The sequence below is a fragment of the Luteibacter mycovicinus genome (assembly GCF_000745235.1).
In the GTDB taxonomy this organism is placed as follows: Bacteria; Pseudomonadota; Gammaproteobacteria; order Xanthomonadales; family Rhodanobacteraceae; genus Luteibacter; species Luteibacter mycovicinus.
Window position 1 is genome coordinate 3,867,914 of the sequence record NZ_JQNL01000001.1, and the last position, 21,418, is coordinate 3,889,331.

A 21,418-nucleotide genomic window follows, 5' to 3' on the forward strand; every position below is an offset into this window, starting at 1 on the left:
TGACGCAAAGTCAGGCGCGATCGAGGGCACTTTTCGGCATAATCGAGGCCTCCCTTCTGAGTGGACTCACAATGTCGCGAGCATGGAATTTCAGTGCCGGTCCGGCAGCGCTTCCCGAAGCGGTGCTGCGACGGGCGCAAGCGGAGATGCTGGACTGGAACGGTTCCGGGGCATCGGTCATGGAGCTCTCGCATCGCGGCAAGGCCTTTATGATCCTCGCAGCGGAGGCCGAAGCGCGTCTTCGCCGGCTGATGAGCGTGCCGGCCGGGTACAAGGTGCTTTTCCTGCAGGGTGGGGCGACCCAGCATTTCGCGCAGATACCGATGAACCTGGCACCCGGGGGCGCGTCGGCCGACTATGTCGTTACAGGGCACTGGGGCGAGAAGGCCGTACGTGAGGCGTCGCCGTACATCACGGCACGCGTGGCAGCGACGTCGGAATCGGCGAATTATCTTGCGCTGCCTGCACGTGACACGTGGGATCTCGATCCGGGAGCGGCCTACCTGCACTACACGCCAAACGAGACGATCCATGGGGTCGAATTTCATGACGTGCCGGATGCCGGTGGTGTTCCCCTGGTGGCGGACATGTCATCGAACATCCTCAGCGAGCCGGTGGACGTCTCGCGCTTTGGAATGATCTACGCTGGCGCGCAGAAAAACATCGGGCCGTCGGGGCTGGTGGTGATGATCGTGCGGGACGACCTGCTGGCACGCGCGGGCCGTCCGATGGCGAAGATTTTTCGCTACGCGGAGCATGCAGCGAACGACTCCATGCTCAACACGCCGAACACCTGGGGCTGGTATCTCGCCGGGCTCACGTTCGAATGGCTGGAAGAGCAGGGCGGTCTCGTCGCAATGGGCGAACGCAATGCGCGCAAGGCCTCGACGCTGTATGACGCGATCGATGGCTCGGACGGTTTTTATCGCAGCCCGGTCGAAGTGAGCGCTCGTTCGCGCATGAATGTGCCATTCACTCTTCACGACAGCGCACTGGATGCGGCTTTCCTCGCCGAATCCGAGGCAGCCGGCCTGCTGGCGCTCAAGGGCCACAAGGCCGTCGGTGGCATGCGTGCGTCGCTTTACAACGCGGTGCCGCAGGAGGCTGTCGACGTCCTCGTGAATTTCATGCGGGACTTTATGGCGCGGCACGGTTAAAGTCGGGAGTCACCGCACTGCAGCATGCCGTTTGCGGTGATAACCGTTTCATTTGCAACCACTTAGCCGCCTGGAAGTCCATGAGCAAGACCCCCACCGATAAGCAAGCCACGCTCGTCGAAGCGCGTACGCGCATCGACAGCATCGACCAGCAACTGCAGTCGCTCATCAGCGAGCGCGCCCGTTGGGCACAGCAGGTCGGCCGGGCCAAAGGCCCGTTGAAGGCTGCGGTGGAGTATTACCGACCCGAACGGGAGGCCCAGGTCCTGCGCGGCGTGATCGACCGTAACGACGGCCCGCTGCCCAATGCCGAGCTGGTCCGTCTGTTCCGTGAAATCATGTCGTCGTGTCTGTCGCAGCAGCAGCCGCTGAAGATCGGCTTCCTCGGCCCGGAGGGGACCTTCAGCGAGCAGGCCGTGCGCAAGCATTTCGGTCACGCCGCCTACGGTCTGCCCCTGGGCAGCATCGAGGAAGTCTTTCAGGAAGTCGCCGCGGGCAATGCCGATTTCGGCGTCGTCCCGGTCGAAAATTCCGGTCAGGGCATGATTCAGATGACGCTGGACATGTTCCTCGTGTCCAAAGCCACCATCTGCGGCGAAGTGGAGCTGCGCGTCCACCAGAACCTGCTCTCGCTCACGGGCGAGCTCAAAGACGTCAAGCGCATCTACTCGCACCCGCAGTCGCTGCAGCAGTGCCAGGGCTGGTTGCGTGTCAACCTGCCCAACGCCGAGCGCATCGCGGTGTCGAGCAATGCGGAGGCTGCGCGCACGGCGAAGCTGTCGCCGGAGTCCGCGGCCATCGCTGGCGAGACGGCGGGGCGTGTGTACGGTCTGAAGACCGTGGCCGGCCCCATCGAGGACCGCTCGGACAACACGACTCGCTTTCTCGTCATCGGTCGTTCGATCTTCCCGCCGTCGGGTAACGATCGCACGTCGCTGCTGGTGTCCGTGCGTGACAAGCCAGGTGCGTTGTACGACGTCCTCAGCCCGCTGGCGCATCACGGCATCAGCATGAACCGCATCGAGTCGCGTCCGGCGCACACGGGCAAGTGGCAGTACGCGTTCTTCATCGACGTCTCCGGCCATGTCGAAGACGAGTCGATGAAGGCCGCCCTCGAGGAAATGAAGCCCGCGGCTGCCGACGTGCGCGTGCTCGGTTCCTACCCGGTCGCCTTGCCGTGACCGGCGTGTTCGACGCGGCGGCGCTCGCCAACCGGGCGACGTCGGCACTGCGTGCCTACGATCCCGGTCATGACCTGCCCGCGCTGCGCCGTCGTTTCGGTGCGGTGATTTCCGAGCTCGGGTCCAATGAGAATCCGCTCGGCCCGAGCCGCCTCGCCACGCAGGCGGCGACGCGCGTGCTCGAGGAGATGTGGCGCTATCCCGATCCCAGCGGCAAGTCGCTCAAAGAGCGTCTGTCGTCGGAACTGGGCGTCCCGCTGGCCGGCATAACCCTGGGCAACGGTTCGCATGAACTGCTGATGTTGCTGGCGCAGTGCTTCGCCGATGCGGATCACCCGGTGGTGTTCTCGCAGTATGGCTTCGCGGTGTTTCCCATCGCGGCGGCTGCCGCCGGCGCGCCGGGTATCGCCGTGCCGGCGTTGCCGGCCGATCATCCGGAGGCGCCGTACGGTCATGACCTCGATGCCATCGCCGCGGCGGTCACGCCGACGACGCGGCTGATCTATCTGGCCAACCCGAACAACCCGACCGGCACCTGGTTCACCGACGCCGCGCTCGAAGCCTTTCTCGAGCGCGTGCCAGACGAAACGATCGTGGTGGTCGACGAGGCCTACCACGAGTACGTCGACGCGGCGGGCCTCAGCACGGCGCTGCACCTGCTGGGTCGCTTCCCCAATCTGGTCGTGACGCGCACCTTCTCCAAGGCGCATGGTCTGGCCGGGCTGCGTATCGGCTACATGTCGAGTCATCCGTCCGTGGCCGCGGTGTGCGAACGCCTGCGTGAGTCTTTCAACGTGAATGTCGTGGCGCTCGCCGCGGCCGAAGCGGCGCTGGGCGATCACGAGCATCGCGCCCGCGTGCGCGAGGTCAATCGTCGCGATCGCGCGTGGCTGACCGGGGAGCTCACGGCGCACGGCATGCGCGTGCTCCCATCGCAGACCAACTTCCTGCTCGTCGATCTCGGTCGCGACGCCGCCTCGTTCGAGGCGCACCTCTTCGAGCGCGCCGTCATCGTGCGCCCCATGGGTGGCTATCGCCTGCCCGACACGGTACGCATCAGCATCGGCAGTCGCGCTGAATTACAACGTCTTCTGGAGAACCTGCCATGAGCCGCATGGACTGGCAAAGCCGCGCAGGCACCGGCCTGCACGGCGACATCGTCGTACCCGGTGACAAATCCGTATCCCATCGCGCCTTGATGTTCGGCGCCCTGGCTGACGGTGTGACCCATATCCGCGGCTTCCTGGAAGGTGAGGACACCCGCGCCACGGCGGCGATCCTCGGCAAGCTCGGCGTGCGCTTCGAAACGCCGGCGCCGGGCGAGCGTGTCGTTCACGGCGTGGGCCTGCACGGCCTGCGCGGCACGGCGGACCATCTGGACTGCGGTAACGCGGGCACGGGGATGCGTCTTCTTGCCGGCCTGCTTGCCGGTCAGGCGTTCGGCAGCACGCTGGTCGGTGATGAATCGCTGTCGCGCCGGCCGATGCGGCGCGTAACGGATCCGCTCGCTCTGATGGGCGCGACCATCGACACCGAGGACGGCAAGCCGCCGCTACGCATCCACGCCGGCGCGAAGCTCAGGGGCATCAGCTACCGGCCGCCCGTGGCGAGTGCCCAGATCAAGTCGGCGTTATTGCTGGCCGGCCTGTACGCCGAAGGCACGACGGAGGTCATCGAGCCGCATCCGACCCGCGACTACACCGAGAGCATGCTCAAGGCGTTCGGCTGGCCCATCGAGTATTCGCCGGGCAAGGCGAAACTGGAGGGCGGTCACCGCCTGACCGCGGTCGACGTGGACGTCCCGGCCGACTTCTCCTCGGCGGCGTTCTTCATCGTCGCAGCCTGCGTGGTGCCCGGTTCGTATGTACGGATCAAGGGTGTGGGCCTCAATCCACGTCGTACCGGCCTGCTGGCTGCGCTCGAACTCATGGGTGCGGACATCGCGGTCGAGAACGAGCGCAGCAGCGGCGGTGAAGACATTGGCGACCTCGTCGTTCGCTATCGGAAGCTGCACGGGGTGGCGCTGCCGCTCGATATCGTGCCGGACATGATCGACGAGTTCCCGGCGTTGTTCGTCGCGGCGGCGGTGGCCGAGGGCATGACCACGATCCGTGGCGCGGCCGAACTCCGGGTCAAGGAGTCCGACCGCATCGCCAGCATGGCCAACGGCCTGAAGGCCTGCGGCGTGCTGATCGACGAACTGCCGGACGGCGCGATGATCCGTGGCGGCACGATCGGTGGCGGCAACGTCGACAGCCACGGCGATCACCGCATCGCGATGAGTTTCGCCATCGCCGGCCTCGTCGCTTCCGCGCCGATCTCGATCGGCGACTGTACGAATGTCGCCACGTCATTCCCGGGGTTCATGGAGCTGGCCAACGGTCTGGGCTTCAATCTCTCGGTCGTCTGATTCCGCCGTGCGGTCATAGGGGGTACGCTTCCGTCTCCCCGAGACCGGAAGCCCTCATGGCCGAGAAGATTCCCCCGTTCGTCGTCGTCGTACCCGCACGTTTCGGGTCGACCCGCCTGCCGGGCAAGCCCCTGCTGAAGATCGCCGGCGAGTCCATGATTCGTCGGGTGGCGGCGCGGGCAGGGCAGGCGGGTGCCGCCCAGGTCGTGGTGGCCACCGACGACGAGCGCGTGGCGAAGGAGCTGCGCGGCTGCGGCGACATCCTCGTCTGCATGACGCGCGAGGACCACGCGTCCGGCAGCGACCGCATCGCGGAGACGGTCAACCATTTCGGCTGGCCGGAAGACACCATCGTGGTGAACCTGCAGGGCGACGAGCCGTTCGCGCCCGCCGCGGGTATCCGTGCCGTGGTGGCCACCCTGGCCGGGGACGACGCGCCGATGGCCACCCTGGCGACCCCGATCGAGCACGCCGAGGAATTCTTCGACCCGAACATCGTCAAGGTGGTCCGGTCCGGGAACGGCCGGGCGCTGTATTTCACCCGGGCGCCCGCGCCCTGGGCCCGGGACGAGTTCGCGAAGGACCGCGGCGTCCTGCCGCCTCATGTCCCGTTCCTGCGCCACATCGGGATCTACGCCTACCGTGCGGGCTTCCTGCGTCGTCTGGCGGCTCTGCCGCGTACGCCGCTGGAGCGGATCGAGTCCCTGGAGCAGCTGCGGGCGCTGGAGCACGGCTATGCCATCTCGGTCCGGCCGACGCCGGAGCCGTTCCCGCCGGGGATCGACACGGCGGAGGATCTGGAGCGGGCCGAGCGCTGGGTGGCGGCGCAGCTGAAGGGCTGAGCCGGCGCGATTGGCCCGCCGAGGCCTTGGTATTGCGTAAGAATCGATCCCGTCGCGCCGGCGTGTAGGGGATCGCTGACGCTGGGCCGAGGCGCTTGCCTAGGCCCGGCGTCGGCCTCCGCCGGGCGCGCCGCATAGGGCGGCGACGTAACCTATCCCTGTCGCCAAGCTCTCCCCCTAAGGACGGCGACGCTCCCACGGAAGGTCCGGCGCCGGCATGATTCATCCCATGCCGGCGTTTTCGCGTCCGGCGTACACGGACGCGGTAAAATGACCGGTATGGAGCACACCGAGTCGCATCCGTTCGACGGCAAGGCCTTCGTTCGTCATCTCACCACCTCGCCTGGCGTCTACCGCTATTTCGACGCGGAGGACGAGCTGCTGTACGTGGGTAAGGCCGCCAACCTCAAGAAGCGGACCAGTAACTATTTCCTCAAGCCGCCGATGGATCCGCGCATCGCCTCGATGGTGTCGCAGATCGCGCGCGCGGAAGTGACGCTGACCCGCACCGCGGGCGAGGCGCTGCTGCTCGAATCGCAGCTGATCAAGTCGCTGAAACCGCGCTACAACATCGTCCTGCGCGACGACAAGAGCTATCCCTACATCTACCTGTCGAGCACCGACGAATACCCGCGACTGGCTTTCCATCGGGGCGCGAAGACGGGCCCCGGCCGTTATTTCGGGCCGTACCCGAGCACGTTCGCCGTGCGCGAGAGCCTCGGCCTCATGCAGAAGCTGTTCAAGGTGCGCCAGTGCGAGGACAGCTATTTCAGGAATCGTTCCCGGCCCTGCCTGCAGCATCAGATCGGCCGCTGCAGCGCACCGTGTGTGCGCCTGATCGACGTGCCGGATTACGCGAATGACGTGCGCCACGCCGAGATGTTCCTCGAAGGGCGCAGCAGTGCGGTGATCGATGAACTGGCCGTGGCCATGGAAACCGCCAGTCAGTCGCTCAATTTCGAGCGCGCGGCGACGCTACGCGATCAGGTCGCCGCCCTCCGCCGGCTCCAGGCACAGCACTTCGTGCAAGGCGCGAGCGCCGATATGGATGTGATCGCCTGCAGCATGGAGGGCGGCATGGCGTGCGTCAGCGTGCTGTTCTTCCGTAATGGCGTCAGCCTGGGATCGCGCGATTTCTTCCCGCGACTGGGTACCGATGCGTCGCTGGGCGACGTCCTCGCGCAGTTCATCGCGCAGTACTACCTCGAGCGGCAGGTGCCGCGTGAGCTGATTCTCAGCGACACCGTCGAGGACATCGACGTGCTCGCGTCCGTCCTCTCCGAGCATGCGGGTTATACGGTTTCGCTGAAGCCGAGCGTGCGCGGTGAGCGTGCGCGCTTCCTGGAGATGGCCCAGCGTAACGCGGGCGCCGCGCTCACGTCGCGGCTCGCCAGTCGGCACACCCTGCTGGCGCGCTTCGACGATCTGCAGAAGGTGTTGGCACTGGACGTCATGCCGCGTCGCATCGAGTGCTTCGATATCAGCCATACGATGGGTGAGGCGACCGTGGCCTCGTGTGTGGTCTTCGGCCCCGAAGGTCCTGAAAAATCCCATTACCGTCGTTTCAATATCGCAGGCATCACCCCGGGCGACGATTACGCCGCCATGCACCAGGCGCTGACGCGCCGGTTCAAGAAGGTCGTCGAAGGCGGCGTCAGGCCTGACATCCTGCTGATCGATGGTGGCACGGGGCAGGTGGCGCAGGCGGTGGACGTCCTTCGCGAGCTGGGCGTGGAAGGCATTCGCGTCGTGGGTGTGGCCAAAGGGCCGGGTCGCCGCGCGGGCGAAGAAACGCTGGTTCTCGCGGAAAGCGGGAAGACCCTGCATCCCGGCACATCGTCGCCCGCACTGCATCTGGTTGCCGCGGTTCGTGACGAAGCGCACCGTTTTGCGATCAGCGGGCATCGCCGTCGGCGTGAGGCGGCCCGCGAACGCAGTACGCTGGAAGACGTGGCCGGTGTCGGCGCACGTCGTCGCGCGGCGCTGCTGAAGGCTTTCGGCGGGCTCGCCGGCGTGGAAGCGGCAGGCGTCGAAGAACTGATGAGCGTAAAGGGCATTGATCGCGGGCTCGCCGAACGCATCTATGCCATGCTGCATCCCTGATCGAACGGAGGTGTCGGCTCGCACCGACCTCTCCCGTACTGGCTGACCTATGCGCATCAACCTCCCGACCTGGCTGACCCTCTTCCGCGTGCTGCTGTTGCCGGTGATGGTTGTCGTCTTCTACCTGCCGTTCCGCGGGGCGAGCCTGACCGCCGCGCTGGTTTTCGTCCTGGCCGGTTTCACCGACTGGCTCGACGGCTACCTCGCGCGTCGCATGAATCTGACCTCGGCCTTCGGCGCCTTCCTCGACCCGGTCGCGGACAAGCTGATGGTGGCGGTGACGCTGTTCCTGCTGGTGCAGTCGCACCCCGGCGGCTGGCAGGGCATCCTGCTGGCGGTCACGGCGTCGGTGATTGTGGGGCGTGAGATCAGTGTCTCGGCCTTGCGCGAGTGGATGGCCGAGATCGGTGCGCGCTCACGGGTGAAGGTCGCCTTCCTGGGCAAGCTGAAGACCGCCATGCAGATGGTCGCCCTCGTCGTCCTGCTTCTGCAGCACGACGCCGAAACCCTGCGCCTGTACCACATCGGCGAGGCCCTCCTGGTCATCGCGGGCATCCTGACCATCTGGTCCGGTCTGGACTACCTGCGCGCCGCGTGGCCCGCGCTGCGGGGCGATGCGGAGGATGAGAACGAAAATGAAAAAAAACCCGTGCAAGGTGGTTGACACATTGCCGTCGTGATTTAGAATAGCTGGACAACGACGCGGGAATAGCTCAGTTGGTAGAGCACGACCTTGCCAAGGTCGGGGTCGCGAGTTCGAGTCTCGTTTCCCGCTCCAAAGATTTTACGAAGCCTCGGTCACCCGAGGTTTTGTTTTTTAAGCGCCACGCGATACTCTTCGCGCTGCGCAAGCGATGGCCGGGTGGCAGAGTGGTCATGCAGCGGACTGCAAATCCGCGTACGCCGGTTCGATTCCGACCTCGGCCTCCATCGCATTCCAGGGCGCATCCGCTAACGCGGTTGCGCCTTTTTTCTTTGTGACGCCCGGATGGCGAAATCGGTAGACGCAAGGGACTTAAAATCCCTCATCCTTACGGGTATGTGGGTTCGAGTCCCACTCCGGGCACCAGTCCTACCAACGGGTTTCGCGCATCGCAACGACCGCCGTAAGTCACACCCGTAAAAATCACCGTAAAAGTCATGGCTTCTCGGATGTGCCGACGACCGGCACGTCGAAGTCGTAAACGTCCAGCATCTGCTGGGATTTATGGCCGCTGGCCTGCTGCTTCTCGCCGCGCGTTCCCTTCGTGTCCGTGATGCCCTTGCGCTTCAGGTCGTGCGGGCCGAAGCGCTGCTCGGCAGTGAGCACGCCCTCGGCGATCGCGAGCTTCATCAGTCGTTGGAAAGCGCTGTCAAAGCTGCTCTTTGCAAGCGGACCGCCCGTCTGGTTGACGAAGACCACACGATCCTTTGCCTGCATGGGCACTGGCATGCGCCGCGCGCCGAGGATCTCGTCTCGCCTGGCCTTCGCTGCGTCCCACGCCGCCCGGAGCCGCGGCGTCCACTCCACGATGTTGTCTCGCGAGCCCTTTCGGCGGTTGGTCATCAGTCCGTTGGGCAGCTCGGCATCATCGGCGAGGGTGATCACCTCGATGCCCCGCAGTCGGCACAGATACATGAGTTCGACGGCTGGCCACAGGTAAGGCGCCACGGCGCCCTCGCGGTGCGCCGTGTAGGCGCCCCGCGCCATGGCGAAACCGAGCAGGCTGGCCAGCGCGCGGTCATCGGGGAGGCGGCGCTGCTTCCGTTCGGTCGCCTGCTCGAGGCCGGCGCAGGGATTAATCTCGCAGTAGCCGCGGTTCTTCGCCCACCGGAACATGCGCCTTAGGTAGCGGAGCAGCGCGTTCGCCTTCGTCGGTGTGCCCTGGTCGGCGATTTTGTCGACGATCTTTTGCATCAGCGGCGCGGTCATGCCGCGCACGGCGAGCGTACCGAGCTTGCCGGCCGCCGTGGGGAAAGCGCTGGCGATCCGCTGGCACTTCTCGTATCCGGCCTGGGTGGATGGCGCGAGGCTCCGGAACTTCTCGCTGCCGGCGAACTGCTCCATGACGTAGTCCAGCGACCGGCGATCGATGCCGGATAGCTGCTCCATGACGCGGTGCAGGTCGGACATCAGCGCCGAGGCGTCGGCCACCTTCCGGCGTGACGCCTTCGCCCCGGGCAGGACCGTGTACCAGACCCGGTCACGTCGATCCCAGTAGCAGCCCTTCGGCAGCTTCGCCTGGTCGATGTGGTCCGGAATGGTGGCGTCCGGCCGCCGGGGACGTCCTCGGGGCATTTACACGATATCCGCTGAATAGGTTCGGTCGTTGGCAGCCGAGGATACCCCCAGCGCCTTGTTGATCGCCTCGAGCGTCGTCCACGGACCGTCGGCGCCGTCGGCTAGCGGGATGCCCTGATTGCTGGCCCAGCGTTTCAGCGCAGCCGACTGCGTCAGCCCGGATATGCGTCGCAGCTCGGCGGTGTCGATGATGTGGTGATTCACGGGTTGCCGGCCTCCGCGTGGTCGCGCACCATGGCGCCATTCATCAGGATGGGGAGTTTACGCATGGTCACGGCCACGAATACAACGATCTTGAAGGACGGCACGACGGTCACGTGGACGGCGGAGTACCGGATTGACGGGGAAAACGTGGTGCTGGAGTGGATTCGTGCCAGAACCCCGGACAACGAGTGGAATGTTCATTGGCAGGTCGGATCCACCATCTTCAAGGCTGTGGAGGGAGGCGAGGTAACGGGCGCGCTCCGGGCCTCGATCGACGACAAGATTGAGTCCAAGCATGCGGAGCGTCCTCTGGATAGGCGTCAACGTTGACCCTCCCCGTTATTCGCTATACCGATATCTGCCGGATATTCGGCATGCAGATGATCGCGCTCGGCACGGCCAGCATCGACACCTGCCGCATAGGCTTCGCGCGCCTCCCGCTCAGCGTCTTCCCGAAGGACGAGCGCGCGGCCCGGGCCGGGTTTGACGCTGGCGCGGCGATATCGGCCCTGCGTGTACAGCCGGGCGACCGTGGGCATGGAGCGTGAGAGGTCAGCCACGGGGCACCTCCGGCGCGGTTGCGTCCAGGAAGCGGATTGACCATGTCGGATGGTATAGACCCGGCTTGCAGTCGCCATCCATCAGGATTTTCAGGTACTGCTGGCGTGCGCCCACCACCGTCCCGTACCTCGGAGCCCCTATACCGCCTTCATAAGCGATGCGCGCGCCGCGACGCGCCGGCACGATGTAATTGCGCCTGATCCAGTCGAGGCTCACGGCTGCACCTCCGGCACGGAGCCAGGCAGCGGCGTGTCGAAGTGCAGAGCGTTCTTCGCCTCCTGCTTCGCACGGATTTTTGCCATGACCTCGGGCTGGTTGATGCGGTCCAGTTCGCGCTCGCCGTCAGCGTGCATGTCGAGCCCTGCGATCCAGCAGTAGCCGGCAAGGGTGACCATGACGCCACCGACTTCCTGCGAAGGCTCGCCTGCAGGGCGACTGAAGACGTAGTCCACCAGCGTGGCCACGCGTACGCGGTCGTAACCCTTCGACTGGAGCAGTTCGAGCACTTCCTCGAGCAGTCGATCGCCGCGCTCGGTCATGTTGCTGTAGAGGGACGGCAGGAAGCACTGGTCCATCCACATCGACACGCGAGCCTGGAAGGGCTCGGCCTGCTCCCGCTCGTCGGCCAGCGAGTAAAGCAGGGCGTCCATGAGTTCCTCGCGATGATGCTGGCGCCACTGTGCCGGCGTCAGGTCCGCCCGGTCGACGGTGGTCCCGTACTTGGCCAGGCCGACCTGCTCGCGCTGGCGGAACATGGCGATCAGCTGGGTGAGGGTGGCGCTGTCGGTGCTCATGCCTCACCACCCTTACCCGGAGCGGGCGCGGCGGCCCACAGATCCGCATAGGCGCCTTTGCGATCGAAGTCGCGCACGTCCGGATAGGGCCAGCCAGCATCCAGCATCGACTCGGTAGGCGTCTCCGGCACGAGCTTCCAACCATCCGGCACGCCCACGGGGCGCGGCATTGGCCCTACGGGGACATACCCAGGGAGGGGCCTAACGCTCTCTGTATGCCAGGCGTACCCCTGCACCGAAAGGAAGTCGCCAGTGTCATTACAGAAGTAGCCCACCACCTCCCCAGCCTGCTCGACCGTGGGGGCGGCGTTCGAAAGCGCGTGCAGTACGGCCGTGTACGCCATCGACATGATGACGCCCGGAGCCGAGCGGCGGTTCATGTGCTCCCTGACCGCGAGCGCAATCTCGTGGTGCTGGCCCGGTGCGGACGCGTGTAGATCAGAGTCGCGAAGCTCGGGCGTCACCGTGGGGCGGGGATGGGCGAGGGCTTCCGCGAGCCACGATTGCAGCGACTCTTCGGTCACCTTCTCGCCCTCGTGGTTGTCGATCAGGTGGCAGATGAACGTCGTCGCCGCGAGGCCATCCACCGCCTCTACAGGCTGCGCAGGCTCGGCGTTCGGAAGGGCTGCGTAAAGCTTCGCGCCGACCGGTATTTCAGCAAGCGGGCAAAGAAAGGAGACGACGTGCTTCGTGGTTCCGTCATCCTCCTCCCACTCGACCACTTCGGCGACCGGCTCACCCGCCATGGACTGGTGGGCATCGAGCGCCGCCTTCATCGCGCGAGCGTTGGCGCGACCCTCGTCGCCCTGGTCGAGCAGACTGTCGTTGTAGGCGCGCATGACGTGAAGCATGCGGCGCTCGGGCGAGGGCTCGGCATTCGGCACATCCGCTTTGCCGTGTACGGCATTCGTTGCATCGTTCATGGGTTACCTCAGAACTTGCCGAGCAGCGGGACGACCTTCCCCGACTGGTAGGCGATGGCTACGGTGGGCGAGACCTCGTCGTGCACGGTGCGGCCGTTGGGCAGCACGATGTGCGCGAGGAACTCGGCCTCGAAGGTGGTGATGCCAGCATCCACTGCTTCGAGCTTGGCCTTGACGCATAGGGCCAGCGCGCGCCATTTCTGGCGTACGGCTTGCTCGTAGGCTTTAGCTGCTGCCGCGGGGCTGCGAACGTCGCCACGGCCTGGGGTCCGGGAGAATTCCTGCGCCTTGGGGTCAGGCATCGGCAGCTCGAACTTCACACGGCGATCGAACGCCTCGAAGGCGATCACTGCGCGGTCCGGCGCCGAGCCGTACATGAACGACGTCGCGCCATAGCGGCGCAGCGTCGCCTCGATCTCCGCGCGGCTCTTGTCGCTGCTGACGGTGGTTCCCTGGGCGTACTTGGTCATGCCTTCTGTTCCTCGCTGGCGCTGGCCTTCGCCTGGGCGACGGCGTCGGAAATTTTGGTGGTGAGGGTTTCGGCAGCTTCGACGGACATCACCTGGTGGTAGCCGCCGACGAAGACGTGGACCTTGCCGTCGATCGCGCAGGCTTCGGGGCGTTCGGTGGTCGGCTTCATGGGGACACCGGAAAAACGAAGTAGGCGACCGGGCCGAACTCGCATTCCCAGATCCCTGCGAGCAGGCAGCGGTCGGTCGGCGGCGTGGGCCCCCAGGAGGGAGCGCCTGCCGCGGGATTCGCGTCATAGGCGTCACGCACCGCGTCGGGCGCGTCGGATTCGAACTCGACCCACATGTAGGTCAGCCCGGCTTCCTTGAGACGCTGCGCGTCCACGAAGCCCTCATCGTCTCGCAACGGCACCGCGTGGAAGCGGGCGAGGTCCGGGTGTTCGACCCAGCCCTTTGCATCGCGTGCAGGGAGGCGAGCTTGCTCGAACAAGTGGATCGGCTGGATGGGGGTATCCATGGTCAGTCCTCCCTTTCTTTGGCGGCAGTGGGGTACTCGGCTTCGTCCGGGAAAACAATTCCCGCAGCGCCTGCGTCGGCGGCTGCGCTGAATGCGGCGTCGAACATATCCGTGACCATGGTCGAGCCGTCCTCACTTTCCTTGTTGAGGCAGTGCACCAGTTCCTTGGCGAAGGCTTCCCGGTCGGTGATGAGGGGCATCAGGTAGCCGGATGCTTCCTCGGAATAGGATTCGAGGGCAGGCGACCGCTCTGCGGCGAACGCCATGGTGTCCAAGGACAGGCGGATGACGATTTCGCCATCGATAATCTTTGCGTCGGCATCGGGTCGCATGCTCACTCCTCGATCTGGATTTCGTGGTCGCGGCAGCACGCATCGATGGCGTCACGCACGCGGCGGCTCTGGTTGGGATAGTCCGGGTCGGCCTGGTCAAGGGCTGCGACGGCGGACCGGAAAGCAGCGCGGGCTTCGCTCGTCGAGCAGTCGAACGGCACGCCGAGGACGTCGCTCCAGTGCTGGCGCGCGGCGACCGGGGCCGTGAGGGCCTGACGGACCGGCGGCGCAACAGCGGCGACCGCCGCCGGGGCGACCGGGCGCTGGGCATCGGCCAGGCCCACGAGCCACCAAGCCGTCGTGCCGCCGCGGCGGTCGTCGCGAATCACCTTGCCGGCGAGCTGCAGCGCCTGGAGCCTGCGCCGCGTCTGTGGAACCGAGAGGTCGGCCTCGTCAGCGATCTCGCGGATCAGCGGTCCGTACTGGACTGCCGTCTGGTCGCCGCCGCGCAGTGGTTCGTAGCGCTCGGCCTTCGTGATCGCGCGCACGCACGCCCGGGCCATGGCCTTCTCGAACTCGGCGGGGCTGATGGTGGGGTAGTAGACGGTCATGCTGCGCTCCCGGCCAAGCCGAGACGAGTGTTCGACATGCCTACATACTTCGGATTGAGCTCGATCAGGACCGAGTCACGGCCAAGCTCCTCGGACGCGACACCGGTCGTTCCGGCACCGCCGAACGGGTCAAGCACCGTGCCGCCGGCGGGACATCCGGCGAGGATGCAGTCGCGGATGAGCTCCTTCGGGAAAGTGGCGAAGTGCGCTCCCTTGTAGGGTTTAGTGGCAACGTTCCAGACACTTCGCTTGTTACGCATCGGGACAACCGCGCGGAACGCATTGCGGCCACTCGAAGCCATGGCTTCGGTCTTGCCATTGAAGCCGCCACGCTTAACGGACGGTCGCGGACGATGCTGCGCGGCGTTCTGCCCAGGCAGGACGTGTTCTGAGACCGGGTTGCCAACGCGATCGAAGGTGGCTGCGCGACCGCTCCACTCCTTCGCCGGCTCTTTGATGGCCTCCGCATCGAAGTAGTAGCGCTCCGACTTGCTCAGCAGGAAAAGGTACTCGTGCGCCTTTGTGCACCGATCGGTGACGCTCTCCGGCATGGCGTTAGGTTTGTTCCAGATGATGTCCTGGCGCACGTACCAGCCGTCGGCCTGAAGCGCGATTGCGACCCGAGCCGGCAGGAGCATGAGGTTCTTGGGCTTAAGGCCCGTAACGACCTTTCGGCGACCGACACCGGTATCGCCGTGCAGTGCCTTCGCGTGCTTTCCGCCGCTGGCGCCGCCCCACTTCCCGTCGTTGGCGTAGCTATCGCCGATGTTCAGCCAGAGCGTGCCGTCGTCACGCAGGACACGCCGAACCTCGCGGAACACATCCACCAGCTCGGCAATGAACGCCTCCGGCGTCTGCTCAAGGCCAATCTGTCCATGCACGTCGTAGTCGCGCAGGCCGAAGTAAGGCGGGCTGGTGACACACGTATTCACCGAGCAGTCCGCCAAGGACCGGAGCACGTCGCGGCAGTCGCCTGTGTGGATAGTGACGGTCATACGTTCTCCGGGATCTCAGCGAGGTCGTCCCACAGCACTTCGTGCCGTGACGCCTTCTCGCGAATGGTTTCGAGGGTGTTGCAGCTGCCCGAGCTGTCGGCGATGCGCCAACCGGGCAGTTCGCAGCCGCGGAAAAACTCGCCATAGGTGCGGAAGGCGCCGACGCATGCGGCCGTGAAGCCCTTATGGGTGATCACCGGCCCGATGCTCATGCGCGTGCCGTCGTCCCGCTCGAGGAACAGGTCGTAGACCTTGGCCTTCGTCACGCGTCGGCAGGCGGCGCGCACGGCGCCGGGCGAAATGTTGAACTGGTTGGCGACTTCGGCCGTGGTGGCGCTGGAGCGCGCGGCGACGATCGCCTGGTCACGCTCGTGGTCACGGACGTTCGCGTAGATCGGCGCCGCGGCCATTACTCGGGCCTCGGCAGTTTGAAGAGGTCGGCCAGCTTCGAGAGCAGACGCGCATACTCGGCGGCCATGAGCGCGAAGTTGGCGTCAGCCTCGGCGGCGGCGCTCTCGGGCGAGTCCGGCTGCTCGTCCAGCACGACGTCGGTAAAGCGCAGCTTGCGGATGACTAGGTCTTCGCCCAGCACGAAGCTGATGCGGTCCTCGAACACCAGGCCGATCTTGAAGACCTGCTTGCCGGTGCGGAGGTGCTCGCGGACCTCGTCGGTATCCAGATCCTGCCGGCGGCAACGTGCGATCGCGCCGGACGCGGTGGCCGGGTCGCGCAGCTCCACCTCGTCACCGAGGACAAACCCGGGCGACAGCTCGCCGGTGGCGACCCAGTGGGTCAGCAGCACGCGCGGCGATTCTTCGGGGGCGAGCGGTACGGCGGGGAAGCTGCCTAGCGCTTCGCGGACCATGGATAGGAGGTTCTCGGCAGCCTTGCGGCTCGCCGTGTCGACTACCAGCCAGCCGCCGCGCACGTCGACGTAGGCGGCCATGCGACTGCTACGGACGAAGGCGCGCGGCAACAGCTCGTTGAGCAGGTCGTCCTTCATGCGCTTCCGCTCGCGCCCGGAGACCTTGCGGCCCTCGTCGTCCACGATCTTCTGCACGCGCTCGGCCAGCTTGTCGTTGACCACCGAGGTCGGGAGCATCTTGTCCTGGAAGCCCGCCATGAACTGCGTGCGCCCGGCGATCGACTGCGTCAGAGCCACCTCGGAACGGCCAAAGGGCGAGACGAAACCACGCGTGGACCATTCCATCGGGCCAACGGCGCGCAGGCGGTGCTCGGCAAGCACACCGTCAAGGCGTGACAGGTCGTCAGCGACCGGCGGCGAGAAGCGGAACAGGGTGAGGTTGCGGTAGAACATGGGCTGTCCTCAGTGAATGTCGGCGAGGGCGAAGGACGGCAGATAGGTGCCGGTCTTGCGAGCGATCTCGTTGATGGCGTCGGCCGCTCCGGAGAAGTCGCGGCGCCGGATGCGTGCCGCGACTTCGTCCCAGCCGAGGGCGTCCATCCGGACCACGCCGTGCTTGCGAAGGTCTGACGCTTCCATCGCGTCGATGACTTCCTCGGGGTCGATGTCCACGGTCACGTACACGTGCGGAATCCTTGCCGGCTCGGCCGGCGGTTACTCAGAAAGGGATGTCGTCTCGGTCGAAGTCGTCGTTGACCGGGGCTCCGTTGGACGGTGGCGGGGTGTCGTGGCTGCGCTGCTGGTCGTGGTCGCGCTGCGCACGGCCCTTGCCAGACTTGCCGCTGGCGCGCTCACCGCCGCCGAACTTCGATTCGCCGTAACGGTCTGCCGGACGGTCCGAAGGCTGGCCGCCGAGCATCTGCATCTCGTTGGCCATGATGTTGGTGGTGTAGCGTTCGATGCCGTCGCGGTCGGTGTACTTGTCCGTGCGCAGCGAGCCCTCGATGTAGACCTGGCGACCTTTCTTCAGGTACTCGCCTGCGATCTCGGCGAGCTTCCCGAACAGCTTCACGCGGTGCCACTCGGTGCGTTCCTGCTTCTCGCCGGTCTGCTTGTCGGTCCAGGCTTCGGACGTGGCGATGCTGAGCGTGGTGATCGCCGTGCCGCTGCCGGTGTAGCGCGTCTCGGGATCCTGTCCGAGGTTGCCGACGACGATCACCTTGTTGATGCCACGAGCCATCAGGCGGGCTCGCTCTCGGTCGTCACGGAGGCGGTCTCCACTTCGGCGCCGTCGTGCAACGCGATGACCAGGTCATCCTGCGAGGCGACGCGGATCTGGTACTCATCCATAGCGACGTGGCGCAGCGCGGCAGCCTGCGAGGTGGCGCGCACCAGGCGCGGGCCTTTCTCGCTCTGGTGCTTCACGGCGTAGATGCGGGTCGGGGTCTTGCTCATGGTGCGAATTCCTTTGCCGGCGAGGCCGGCGTGTTGAAAAAAGTTGCCCGTCTTTCCGGGCCGTCAGCGGCAGCAGGGGGGGGGGGATACAGCCGCGGTTCCCGCAGCCACTCAGGGGGAGGAGTGGGAAGCGGCGGGATCGATGACCCAGGCGAGAGCGCCGAGGGTCCAGATGGTCAGGACGAGAAGGGCGGCGGTGCGCTCGTCAAACGGCGCGGACATCCACCAGGCGATTGCGCGCTTCATCGGCGGCGCCCCTCGCACGGCTCGTCGGTCACCTCGACAACAGGCGTCCCGTACGCACCGATAGAGCCGGTCTGCCGCGTCTTGAACCCGTGCGAACAGTTGGCGTGGATGTTCGGCAGCGTCATCGTGGACGCCGGGTGCGTGGTGCTCGGGCGGAAGTTGCCGCAGGCGGCGAGGGCGAAGATCGCCAGGCCGATCATGAGCATCAGGAAGATGCCGACCGGGCTCTCGCCGTACCGCTGCAGGGTGGGCGTGGACGATTCCGAGTGCATGAGCTGCTGGGCGGCGCGGACTTCGCGATCGCCCTCGGTCTTCAAGGTGGCGTAGCGGAGCGCGCGGCGCTGCTGGACGGTCTGGGTGCTCATGCGACGCCCTCCACTCGAGCCAGGGCGGAGCGCAGGCGCGTCACGTCCTTCGAATTCAGCGTGACAGAAACCGTCGCCTCGCTGCTGTTGTGACGAGCGAATGGCTCGATCGCCAGAAGAAGCTCCGCCAGATCAGCCTGCGCCTGCGCGTATGCCCTCTGGTGCGCCTTGACGACGCCCGGCTTGAATTGCTCGGGGAACTGCGCGGCGTCGTCGACGTAGGACTGGCAGATTTCCAGCACCATCAGCGAGCTAGGCACCTTCATGCCGTTGAAGAAGCTCATGCCGCCGCCTGCTGCGCATTACGTGCCATGGCTTCGTAGTGGTAGACGCGGACTTCGGAGATGGCATCCAGCAGTGCGTGATGCACGCGGCAGAGGCCCGCGAACGCGTCCTTGGCATGGAAAGCTGCATCAGCCGGAGCGGCGATGTCGGACTCGATATCCGCGATCAGCTGGTTGGTCATCGTGACCAGCGCCTGCGCCCTCTCGGCGAGCGCCTGGTACTTCGCGTTGCGTTCGTTGGTGCCCATCGTCCTCTCCCATCGCCGTCAAGCCGGCTTGTCAGGAACGATAAGACAACTAATCACATCGTGTCAAGCACTCTAATCACTCGATACGTAAAAATCCCTGCTCATGAATGGAGGCAGCGTGGAAATTCTGGTTTGTGATCGGTGCGACAGCGTGCTCAATGTTTCGGGCAAGTGCCCTGCCTGCGACGACAAGCAGGGGTTGGAAGACGTGGTGATTGAGCCCACCAACTTCTCGGAAATCGGGCCGCGGGTCGACGTCCTAGAGGGTGACTTCCTCACTGGAGCCGCCGCGCTGCTGCAGGGCGGGTGGCTGCGGCTGCCGGGCTATGCAGGAAAGCTTGATCCGGGGTCGGTCTACAGCATCGACGAAGTGAATACGGCGACTGTGCCTCAGTTGCGCACGCAAGTGGCTTGGGCGCTGGGCGGCCTTGCCATATTCGGCCCCGCAGGATTGATCGCAGGTGCGGTCATCGGAGCCGCGCGCAACACCGTAGACGTCACCTTCCTGATGATCCTCCACGACCGGCGACGCATTGTAGCGAAGGCTCCTGCCAAGACACTTGCAGTCCTACGGATGGCGGTCGCGACCTCTCAACGCTAGCGTCGGCGGCGACGCCGGTGCTCCATCATCGTGCCAATGATCAGGCCCGGATTCGATGGCGAGACGCTGATTGTAGGCCAGTCCGGATTGAGCGGCACCAAGTCAAATAACTCGACACCTGTGGCTTGGTCGATGCCACGGGATCGGTACTTTTTGAACGTGGCCGACTCGTCGTCGTCTACCTTCGCGACGACGAAGTCCCCAGGCCGCGGCTTCACTGCAGGATCGATAATGACCACGTCGCCCTCGCGAAACTCATCCATCATCGACTCACCGTCGATGACCAGGGCGAAGGCCAAACGCCCGAGTTCTGCGGCCATATCTCGATCCACGCCTATCTGCTCCGATCCTTGGCCTAGGGCGTACGGATCCACGGCACCCTTGCCGTAACCAGCCTGCACATAGCTGATCACAGGAACCATCCTCACCGCGTCTTCCGCCAGCGTGAGGCCAGGAGGCGCGTCAGCGGCTTCTCGCCGGTCCTTTCCGGTTCGCAGGAACGCGACCGGTTTCCCTAACACCCCGGCAGCCAGCTCGAGCAGCGCGCTGCGAATATTGTCAGGGTCCGTAACCCCTGACTCCCAGTTGCTGATGGTCGCGCCTGTTACGCCAATACGCTTGGCGAACGCGCGTTGCGACAAGCCTGTCTCTTCACGAGCTGCGCGAAATCTGTCGGCGAACGTATTCATGTTGCTAAGAATACTTGGCAAAGTGATTATGTCGCTTGACAGGGCAGTGATTAGTGGACTTATCATGTGCCACCATGACCAAGTCCGAATTGCTCACCCTTCTGTGCATGCGCCAGTCCCAGTTGGCCCGTCTTCTCGGCGTGTCTCGGTCGGCCGTAGCCCAGTGGGCTGACGACCAGCCCATCCCCGAGAAGCAGGAACTGCGGCTGCGATACGAGCTCCGCCCCGATGTCTTCGGCGAGAAGGTGGCCTGACGTGCTCCGCGACGTCCTCGCCTTGGCATTCATTACCCCGTTCGCGCTGGCGCCGCTGGTCTGGCAGGCGTGGCGCGAGAGGGCAGGGCGCTCCTGACGCCCACCGTGTTTCACCCCTGATTCCCTACTCGTCGTGATCTCCATGGCGAGAGTGTCGCAACCAGTGAGATTTACGACCATGACGAAGCGTTTTCACGAAACCCGTATCGAGCTGGTGCGCCGCATCGCCCGGGAAGCCCAGGCTGATCGCGTGTTGGTCGTCACGGCCTTCGCCGACGCATTCGTCGGGCTGGCGCACACGATGTCCGCCGCGGCATTCGATGAGTCGAACCTGCGCCTTCCGCACCCGACCGACGGCGTGCAGCACGAGAAGGACCGCGCACATAACCGCCAGATCGTCGATCGCTGGCTGCGCGGCGCGGTAAACGAGTTCCCGGCCGAGTTCGAGGAGCCGTGGGTCATGGCGCTGCCCGAGTCCGTGCGCGAGCGTGCCTTGCTGGCGCTGTTCGATCGCTACGACCGCCTGCCGGCGAAGAAGCTTCGCCCGGATGAGGGCCTGTCGTGCTTCAGCGAGGTGCTCCAGCACGCCGCTCGGATGACCGACACCATGGCGCCGATCGTTGCCGACGGTCGTGTCGACGAGCGCGACCAGCCGTACCTGAAGCCCGCGCTCGAGGCGGTCTCTCACCTCATGGCCAGCCTGGCGAGCATGCAAGCCCAGCTGGCAGCCGCGCTGCCCGACGAGCACGACAACGTGCTGCGCATGCGGAGCGCTGGCTGATGGTTTCGCCGTACACGGCCGCTGAGTGGAACCTCTGGTTCGCCACGCTGCGCGCGCTAAAGGCCTTCACCCCATGAACCGCCAGTCGTCCCGTGGCTATCAGCTCGCGCGCGCCCTCGTGCCCGCCGTGCTGGCGCATGGGCCGACACCCGAGCAGCTGGTCGCTGCCGAAATGCACCTTGCCTCGCTGCGGCTCTCGCTGCAGTTGCCCTTGTTCGACACCGTACCGCCTAACGCCGGCTTGATCACCGGCGGACAGCCCGAGCCTACCGGGTTGGCGGAGACGGCTTCTGTAGGCCTGTAGAGGAC

Annotated in this window: 34 protein-coding genes and 3 tRNA genes; 16 read left to right on the forward strand and 21 right to left on the reverse strand. The window is 65.5% G+C overall.

The window, feature by feature from the left end; all coding sequences use genetic code 11:
• Window positions 1–71: 71 nt before the first annotated feature.
• The 10 genes from serC (at window position 72) to FA85_RS17100 (ending at window position 8,762) form a co-directional block, all read left to right on the forward strand.
• The gene (gene serC, locus FA85_RS17055) at window positions 72–1,157 is read left to right on the forward strand and encodes a 3-phosphoserine/phosphohydroxythreonine transaminase (protein ID WP_036114585.1); all 1,086 of its coding nucleotides are present in this window, start codon (window positions 72–74) and stop codon (window positions 1,155–1,157) included.
• Window positions 1,158–1,237: 80 nt separating this feature from the next.
• Complete coding sequence (pheA, locus tag FA85_RS17060; RefSeq protein ID WP_036114583.1) at window positions 1,238–2,338, forward strand: prephenate dehydratase; 1,101 nt, start codon at window positions 1,238–1,240, stop codon at window positions 2,336–2,338.
• Window positions 2,335–3,447, forward strand: coding sequence for a histidinol-phosphate transaminase (gene hisC, locus FA85_RS17065; protein ID WP_081907534.1), 1,113 nt, complete (start codon window positions 2,335–2,337; stop codon window positions 3,445–3,447). Before pheA ends, hisC begins: the two co-directional genes overlap by 4 nt.
• Entirely contained in the window at window positions 3,444–4,748 is a 1,305-nt protein-coding gene (aroA, locus tag FA85_RS17070; RefSeq protein WP_036114582.1) for a 3-phosphoshikimate 1-carboxyvinyltransferase, read from the forward strand. Before hisC ends, aroA begins: the two co-directional genes overlap by 4 nt.
• 56 nt (window positions 4,749–4,804) lie before the next feature.
• Window positions 4,805–5,590 (forward strand): 3-deoxy-manno-octulosonate cytidylyltransferase, encoded by a 786-nt coding sequence (gene kdsB, locus FA85_RS17075; RefSeq protein WP_036114578.1) that lies wholly within the window; start codon window positions 4,805–4,807, stop codon window positions 5,588–5,590.
• Between the two features lie 279 nt (window positions 5,591–5,869).
• Window positions 5,870–7,693, forward strand: coding sequence for an excinuclease ABC subunit UvrC (gene uvrC, locus FA85_RS17080; RefSeq protein WP_036117967.1), 1,824 nt, complete (start codon window positions 5,870–5,872; stop codon window positions 7,691–7,693).
• 49 nt (window positions 7,694–7,742) lie between these two features.
• Window positions 7,743–8,357: a CDP-diacylglycerol--glycerol-3-phosphate 3-phosphatidyltransferase gene (gene pgsA, locus FA85_RS17085; protein WP_036114575.1), complete on the forward strand. Its 615-nt coding sequence runs from the start codon at window positions 7,743–7,745 to the stop codon at window positions 8,355–8,357.
• A 38-nt stretch (window positions 8,358–8,395) separates the two neighbouring features.
• Window positions 8,396–8,471, forward strand: a tRNA-Gly gene (locus FA85_RS17090).
• Window positions 8,472–8,549: 78 nt separating this feature from the next.
• Window positions 8,550–8,623, forward strand: a tRNA-Cys gene (locus FA85_RS17095).
• Between the two features lie 52 nt (window positions 8,624–8,675).
• Window positions 8,676–8,762, forward strand: a tRNA-Leu gene (locus FA85_RS17100).
• A gap of 69 nt (window positions 8,763–8,831) precedes the next feature.
• Here FA85_RS17100 and FA85_RS17105 read toward each other — a convergent pair.
• Together FA85_RS17105 and FA85_RS17110 are read right to left on the reverse strand one after the other, a co-directional pair.
• Window positions 8,832–9,971 (reverse strand): site-specific integrase, encoded by a 1,140-nt coding sequence (locus FA85_RS17105; RefSeq protein ID WP_036114572.1) that lies wholly within the window; start codon window positions 9,969–9,971, stop codon window positions 8,832–8,834.
• Entirely contained in the window at window positions 9,972–10,178 is a 207-nt protein-coding gene (locus FA85_RS17110; RefSeq protein ID WP_036114568.1) for a hypothetical protein, read from the reverse strand. It abuts the gene before it with no gap.
• Between the two features lie 63 nt (window positions 10,179–10,241).
• Between FA85_RS17110 and FA85_RS17115 the strand changes: the two genes are divergently transcribed.
• Together FA85_RS17115 and FA85_RS21985 are read left to right on the forward strand one after the other, a co-directional pair.
• The gene (locus FA85_RS17115) at window positions 10,242–10,508 is read left to right on the forward strand and encodes a hypothetical protein (protein WP_036114565.1); all 267 of its coding nucleotides are present in this window, start codon (window positions 10,242–10,244) and stop codon (window positions 10,506–10,508) included.
• Window positions 10,505–10,726 carry a hypothetical protein gene (locus FA85_RS21985; protein WP_156108769.1) on the forward strand — a complete coding sequence of 74 codons (222 nt, stop codon included), beginning with the start codon at window positions 10,505–10,507 and terminating at the stop codon, window positions 10,724–10,726. The genes FA85_RS17115 and FA85_RS21985 overlap by 4 nt, the downstream gene beginning before the upstream one ends.
• 4 nt (window positions 10,727–10,730) lie before the next feature.
• On the opposite strand, the gene FA85_RS17120 is transcribed toward FA85_RS21985, so the two are convergent.
• From FA85_RS17120 to FA85_RS17195, 18 genes are all read right to left on the reverse strand, one after another.
• Window positions 10,731–10,955, reverse strand: a complete 225-nt coding sequence (locus tag FA85_RS17120; RefSeq protein WP_036114561.1) for a hypothetical protein — start codon at window positions 10,953–10,955, stop codon at window positions 10,731–10,733.
• Window positions 10,952–11,533: a hypothetical protein gene (locus FA85_RS17125; protein ID WP_197056576.1), complete on the reverse strand. Its 582-nt coding sequence runs from the start codon at window positions 11,531–11,533 to the stop codon at window positions 10,952–10,954. The genes FA85_RS17120 and FA85_RS17125 overlap by 4 nt, the downstream gene beginning before the upstream one ends.
• Window positions 11,530–12,456 (reverse strand): hypothetical protein, encoded by a 927-nt coding sequence (locus tag FA85_RS17130; RefSeq protein WP_156108768.1) that lies wholly within the window; start codon window positions 12,454–12,456, stop codon window positions 11,530–11,532. The genes FA85_RS17125 and FA85_RS17130 overlap by 4 nt, the downstream gene beginning before the upstream one ends.
• A gap of 8 nt (window positions 12,457–12,464) precedes the next feature.
• On the reverse strand, window positions 12,465–12,926 hold the full coding sequence (locus FA85_RS17135) for a hypothetical protein (RefSeq protein WP_036114555.1): 462 nt from the start codon (window positions 12,924–12,926) through the stop codon (window positions 12,465–12,467).
• Window positions 12,923–13,096, reverse strand: coding sequence for a hypothetical protein (locus FA85_RS21990; RefSeq protein WP_156108767.1), 174 nt, complete (start codon window positions 13,094–13,096; stop codon window positions 12,923–12,925). The genes FA85_RS17135 and FA85_RS21990 overlap by 4 nt, the downstream gene beginning before the upstream one ends.
• Window positions 13,093–13,443: a hypothetical protein gene (locus FA85_RS17140; RefSeq protein ID WP_036114553.1), complete on the reverse strand. Its 351-nt coding sequence runs from the start codon at window positions 13,441–13,443 to the stop codon at window positions 13,093–13,095. The genes FA85_RS21990 and FA85_RS17140 overlap by 4 nt, the downstream gene beginning before the upstream one ends.
• 2 nt (window positions 13,444–13,445) lie before the next feature.
• Window positions 13,446–13,775 carry a hypothetical protein gene (locus FA85_RS17145; RefSeq protein WP_036114549.1) on the reverse strand — a complete coding sequence of 110 codons (330 nt, stop codon included), beginning with the start codon at window positions 13,773–13,775 and terminating at the stop codon, window positions 13,446–13,448.
• 2 nt (window positions 13,776–13,777) lie between these two features.
• Window positions 13,778–14,326 carry a FaeA/PapI family transcriptional regulator gene (locus FA85_RS17150; RefSeq protein WP_036114546.1) on the reverse strand — a complete coding sequence of 183 codons (549 nt, stop codon included), beginning with the start codon at window positions 14,324–14,326 and terminating at the stop codon, window positions 13,778–13,780.
• On the reverse strand, window positions 14,323–15,321 hold the full coding sequence (locus FA85_RS17155) for a DNA-methyltransferase (protein ID WP_036114542.1): 999 nt from the start codon (window positions 15,319–15,321) through the stop codon (window positions 14,323–14,325). Before FA85_RS17155 ends, FA85_RS17150 begins: the two co-directional genes overlap by 4 nt.
• The gene (locus FA85_RS17160) at window positions 15,318–15,731 is read right to left on the reverse strand and encodes a hypothetical protein (protein ID WP_036114539.1); all 414 of its coding nucleotides are present in this window, start codon (window positions 15,729–15,731) and stop codon (window positions 15,318–15,320) included. The genes FA85_RS17155 and FA85_RS17160 overlap by 4 nt, the downstream gene beginning before the upstream one ends.
• Window positions 15,731–16,639: a recombination-associated protein RdgC gene (locus FA85_RS17165; RefSeq protein WP_036114532.1), complete on the reverse strand. Its 909-nt coding sequence runs from the start codon at window positions 16,637–16,639 to the stop codon at window positions 15,731–15,733. The genes FA85_RS17160 and FA85_RS17165 overlap by 1 nt, the downstream gene beginning before the upstream one ends.
• Before the next feature lie 9 nt (window positions 16,640–16,648).
• Window positions 16,649–16,870 carry a hypothetical protein gene (locus FA85_RS17170; protein ID WP_036114525.1) on the reverse strand — a complete coding sequence of 74 codons (222 nt, stop codon included), beginning with the start codon at window positions 16,868–16,870 and terminating at the stop codon, window positions 16,649–16,651.
• Between the two features lie 34 nt (window positions 16,871–16,904).
• Window positions 16,905–17,426: a single-stranded DNA-binding protein gene (gene ssb / locus FA85_RS17175; protein ID WP_036114522.1), complete on the reverse strand. Its 522-nt coding sequence runs from the start codon at window positions 17,424–17,426 to the stop codon at window positions 16,905–16,907.
• Complete coding sequence (locus tag FA85_RS17180; RefSeq protein ID WP_036114519.1) at window positions 17,426–17,641, reverse strand: hypothetical protein; 216 nt, start codon at window positions 17,639–17,641, stop codon at window positions 17,426–17,428. Before FA85_RS17180 ends, ssb begins: the two co-directional genes overlap by 1 nt.
• Before the next feature lie 111 nt (window positions 17,642–17,752).
• Window positions 17,753–17,887, reverse strand: a complete 135-nt coding sequence (locus FA85_RS22580; protein WP_255349734.1) for a hypothetical protein — start codon at window positions 17,885–17,887, stop codon at window positions 17,753–17,755.
• The gene (locus tag FA85_RS17185) at window positions 17,884–18,252 is read right to left on the reverse strand and encodes a hypothetical protein (RefSeq protein WP_036114517.1); all 369 of its coding nucleotides are present in this window, start codon (window positions 18,250–18,252) and stop codon (window positions 17,884–17,886) included. The genes FA85_RS22580 and FA85_RS17185 overlap by 4 nt, the downstream gene beginning before the upstream one ends.
• The gene (locus FA85_RS17190; protein ID WP_036114514.1) at window positions 18,249–18,536 is read right to left on the reverse strand and encodes a hypothetical protein; all 288 of its coding nucleotides are present in this window, start codon (window positions 18,534–18,536) and stop codon (window positions 18,249–18,251) included. Before FA85_RS17190 ends, FA85_RS17185 begins: the two co-directional genes overlap by 4 nt.
• On the reverse strand, window positions 18,533–18,784 hold the full coding sequence (locus FA85_RS17195; RefSeq protein WP_036114511.1) for a hypothetical protein: 252 nt from the start codon (window positions 18,782–18,784) through the stop codon (window positions 18,533–18,535). Before FA85_RS17195 ends, FA85_RS17190 begins: the two co-directional genes overlap by 4 nt.
• A gap of 118 nt (window positions 18,785–18,902) precedes the next feature.
• On the opposite strand from FA85_RS17195, the gene FA85_RS17200 reads away from it, so the two are divergent.
• Entirely contained in the window at window positions 18,903–19,385 is a 483-nt protein-coding gene (locus FA85_RS17200; RefSeq protein WP_036114508.1) for a hypothetical protein, read from the forward strand.
• Here the strand turns inward: FA85_RS17200 and FA85_RS17205 are convergent.
• Window positions 19,382–20,074: a LexA family protein gene (locus FA85_RS17205; RefSeq protein WP_036117962.1), complete on the reverse strand. Its 693-nt coding sequence runs from the start codon at window positions 20,072–20,074 to the stop codon at window positions 19,382–19,384. The two genes, FA85_RS17200 and FA85_RS17205, sit on opposite strands and share 4 nt — an antisense overlap.
• Window positions 20,075–20,148: 74 nt before the next feature.
• On the opposite strand from FA85_RS17205, the gene FA85_RS17210 reads away from it, so the two are divergent.
• The 3 genes from FA85_RS17210 (at window position 20,149) to FA85_RS17220 (ending at window position 21,413) form a co-directional block, all read left to right on the forward strand.
• Complete coding sequence (locus FA85_RS17210) at window positions 20,149–20,328, forward strand: helix-turn-helix domain-containing protein (protein WP_036114506.1); 180 nt, start codon at window positions 20,149–20,151, stop codon at window positions 20,326–20,328.
• A 178-nt stretch (window positions 20,329–20,506) separates the two neighbouring features.
• Entirely contained in the window at window positions 20,507–21,109 is a 603-nt protein-coding gene (locus FA85_RS21165; protein ID WP_051943790.1) for a hypothetical protein, read from the forward strand.
• 73 nt (window positions 21,110–21,182) lie between these two features.
• Complete coding sequence (locus FA85_RS17220) at window positions 21,183–21,413, forward strand: hypothetical protein (protein WP_036114504.1); 231 nt, start codon at window positions 21,183–21,185, stop codon at window positions 21,411–21,413.
• The last annotated feature ends 5 nt before the right edge of the window (window positions 21,414–21,418 follow it).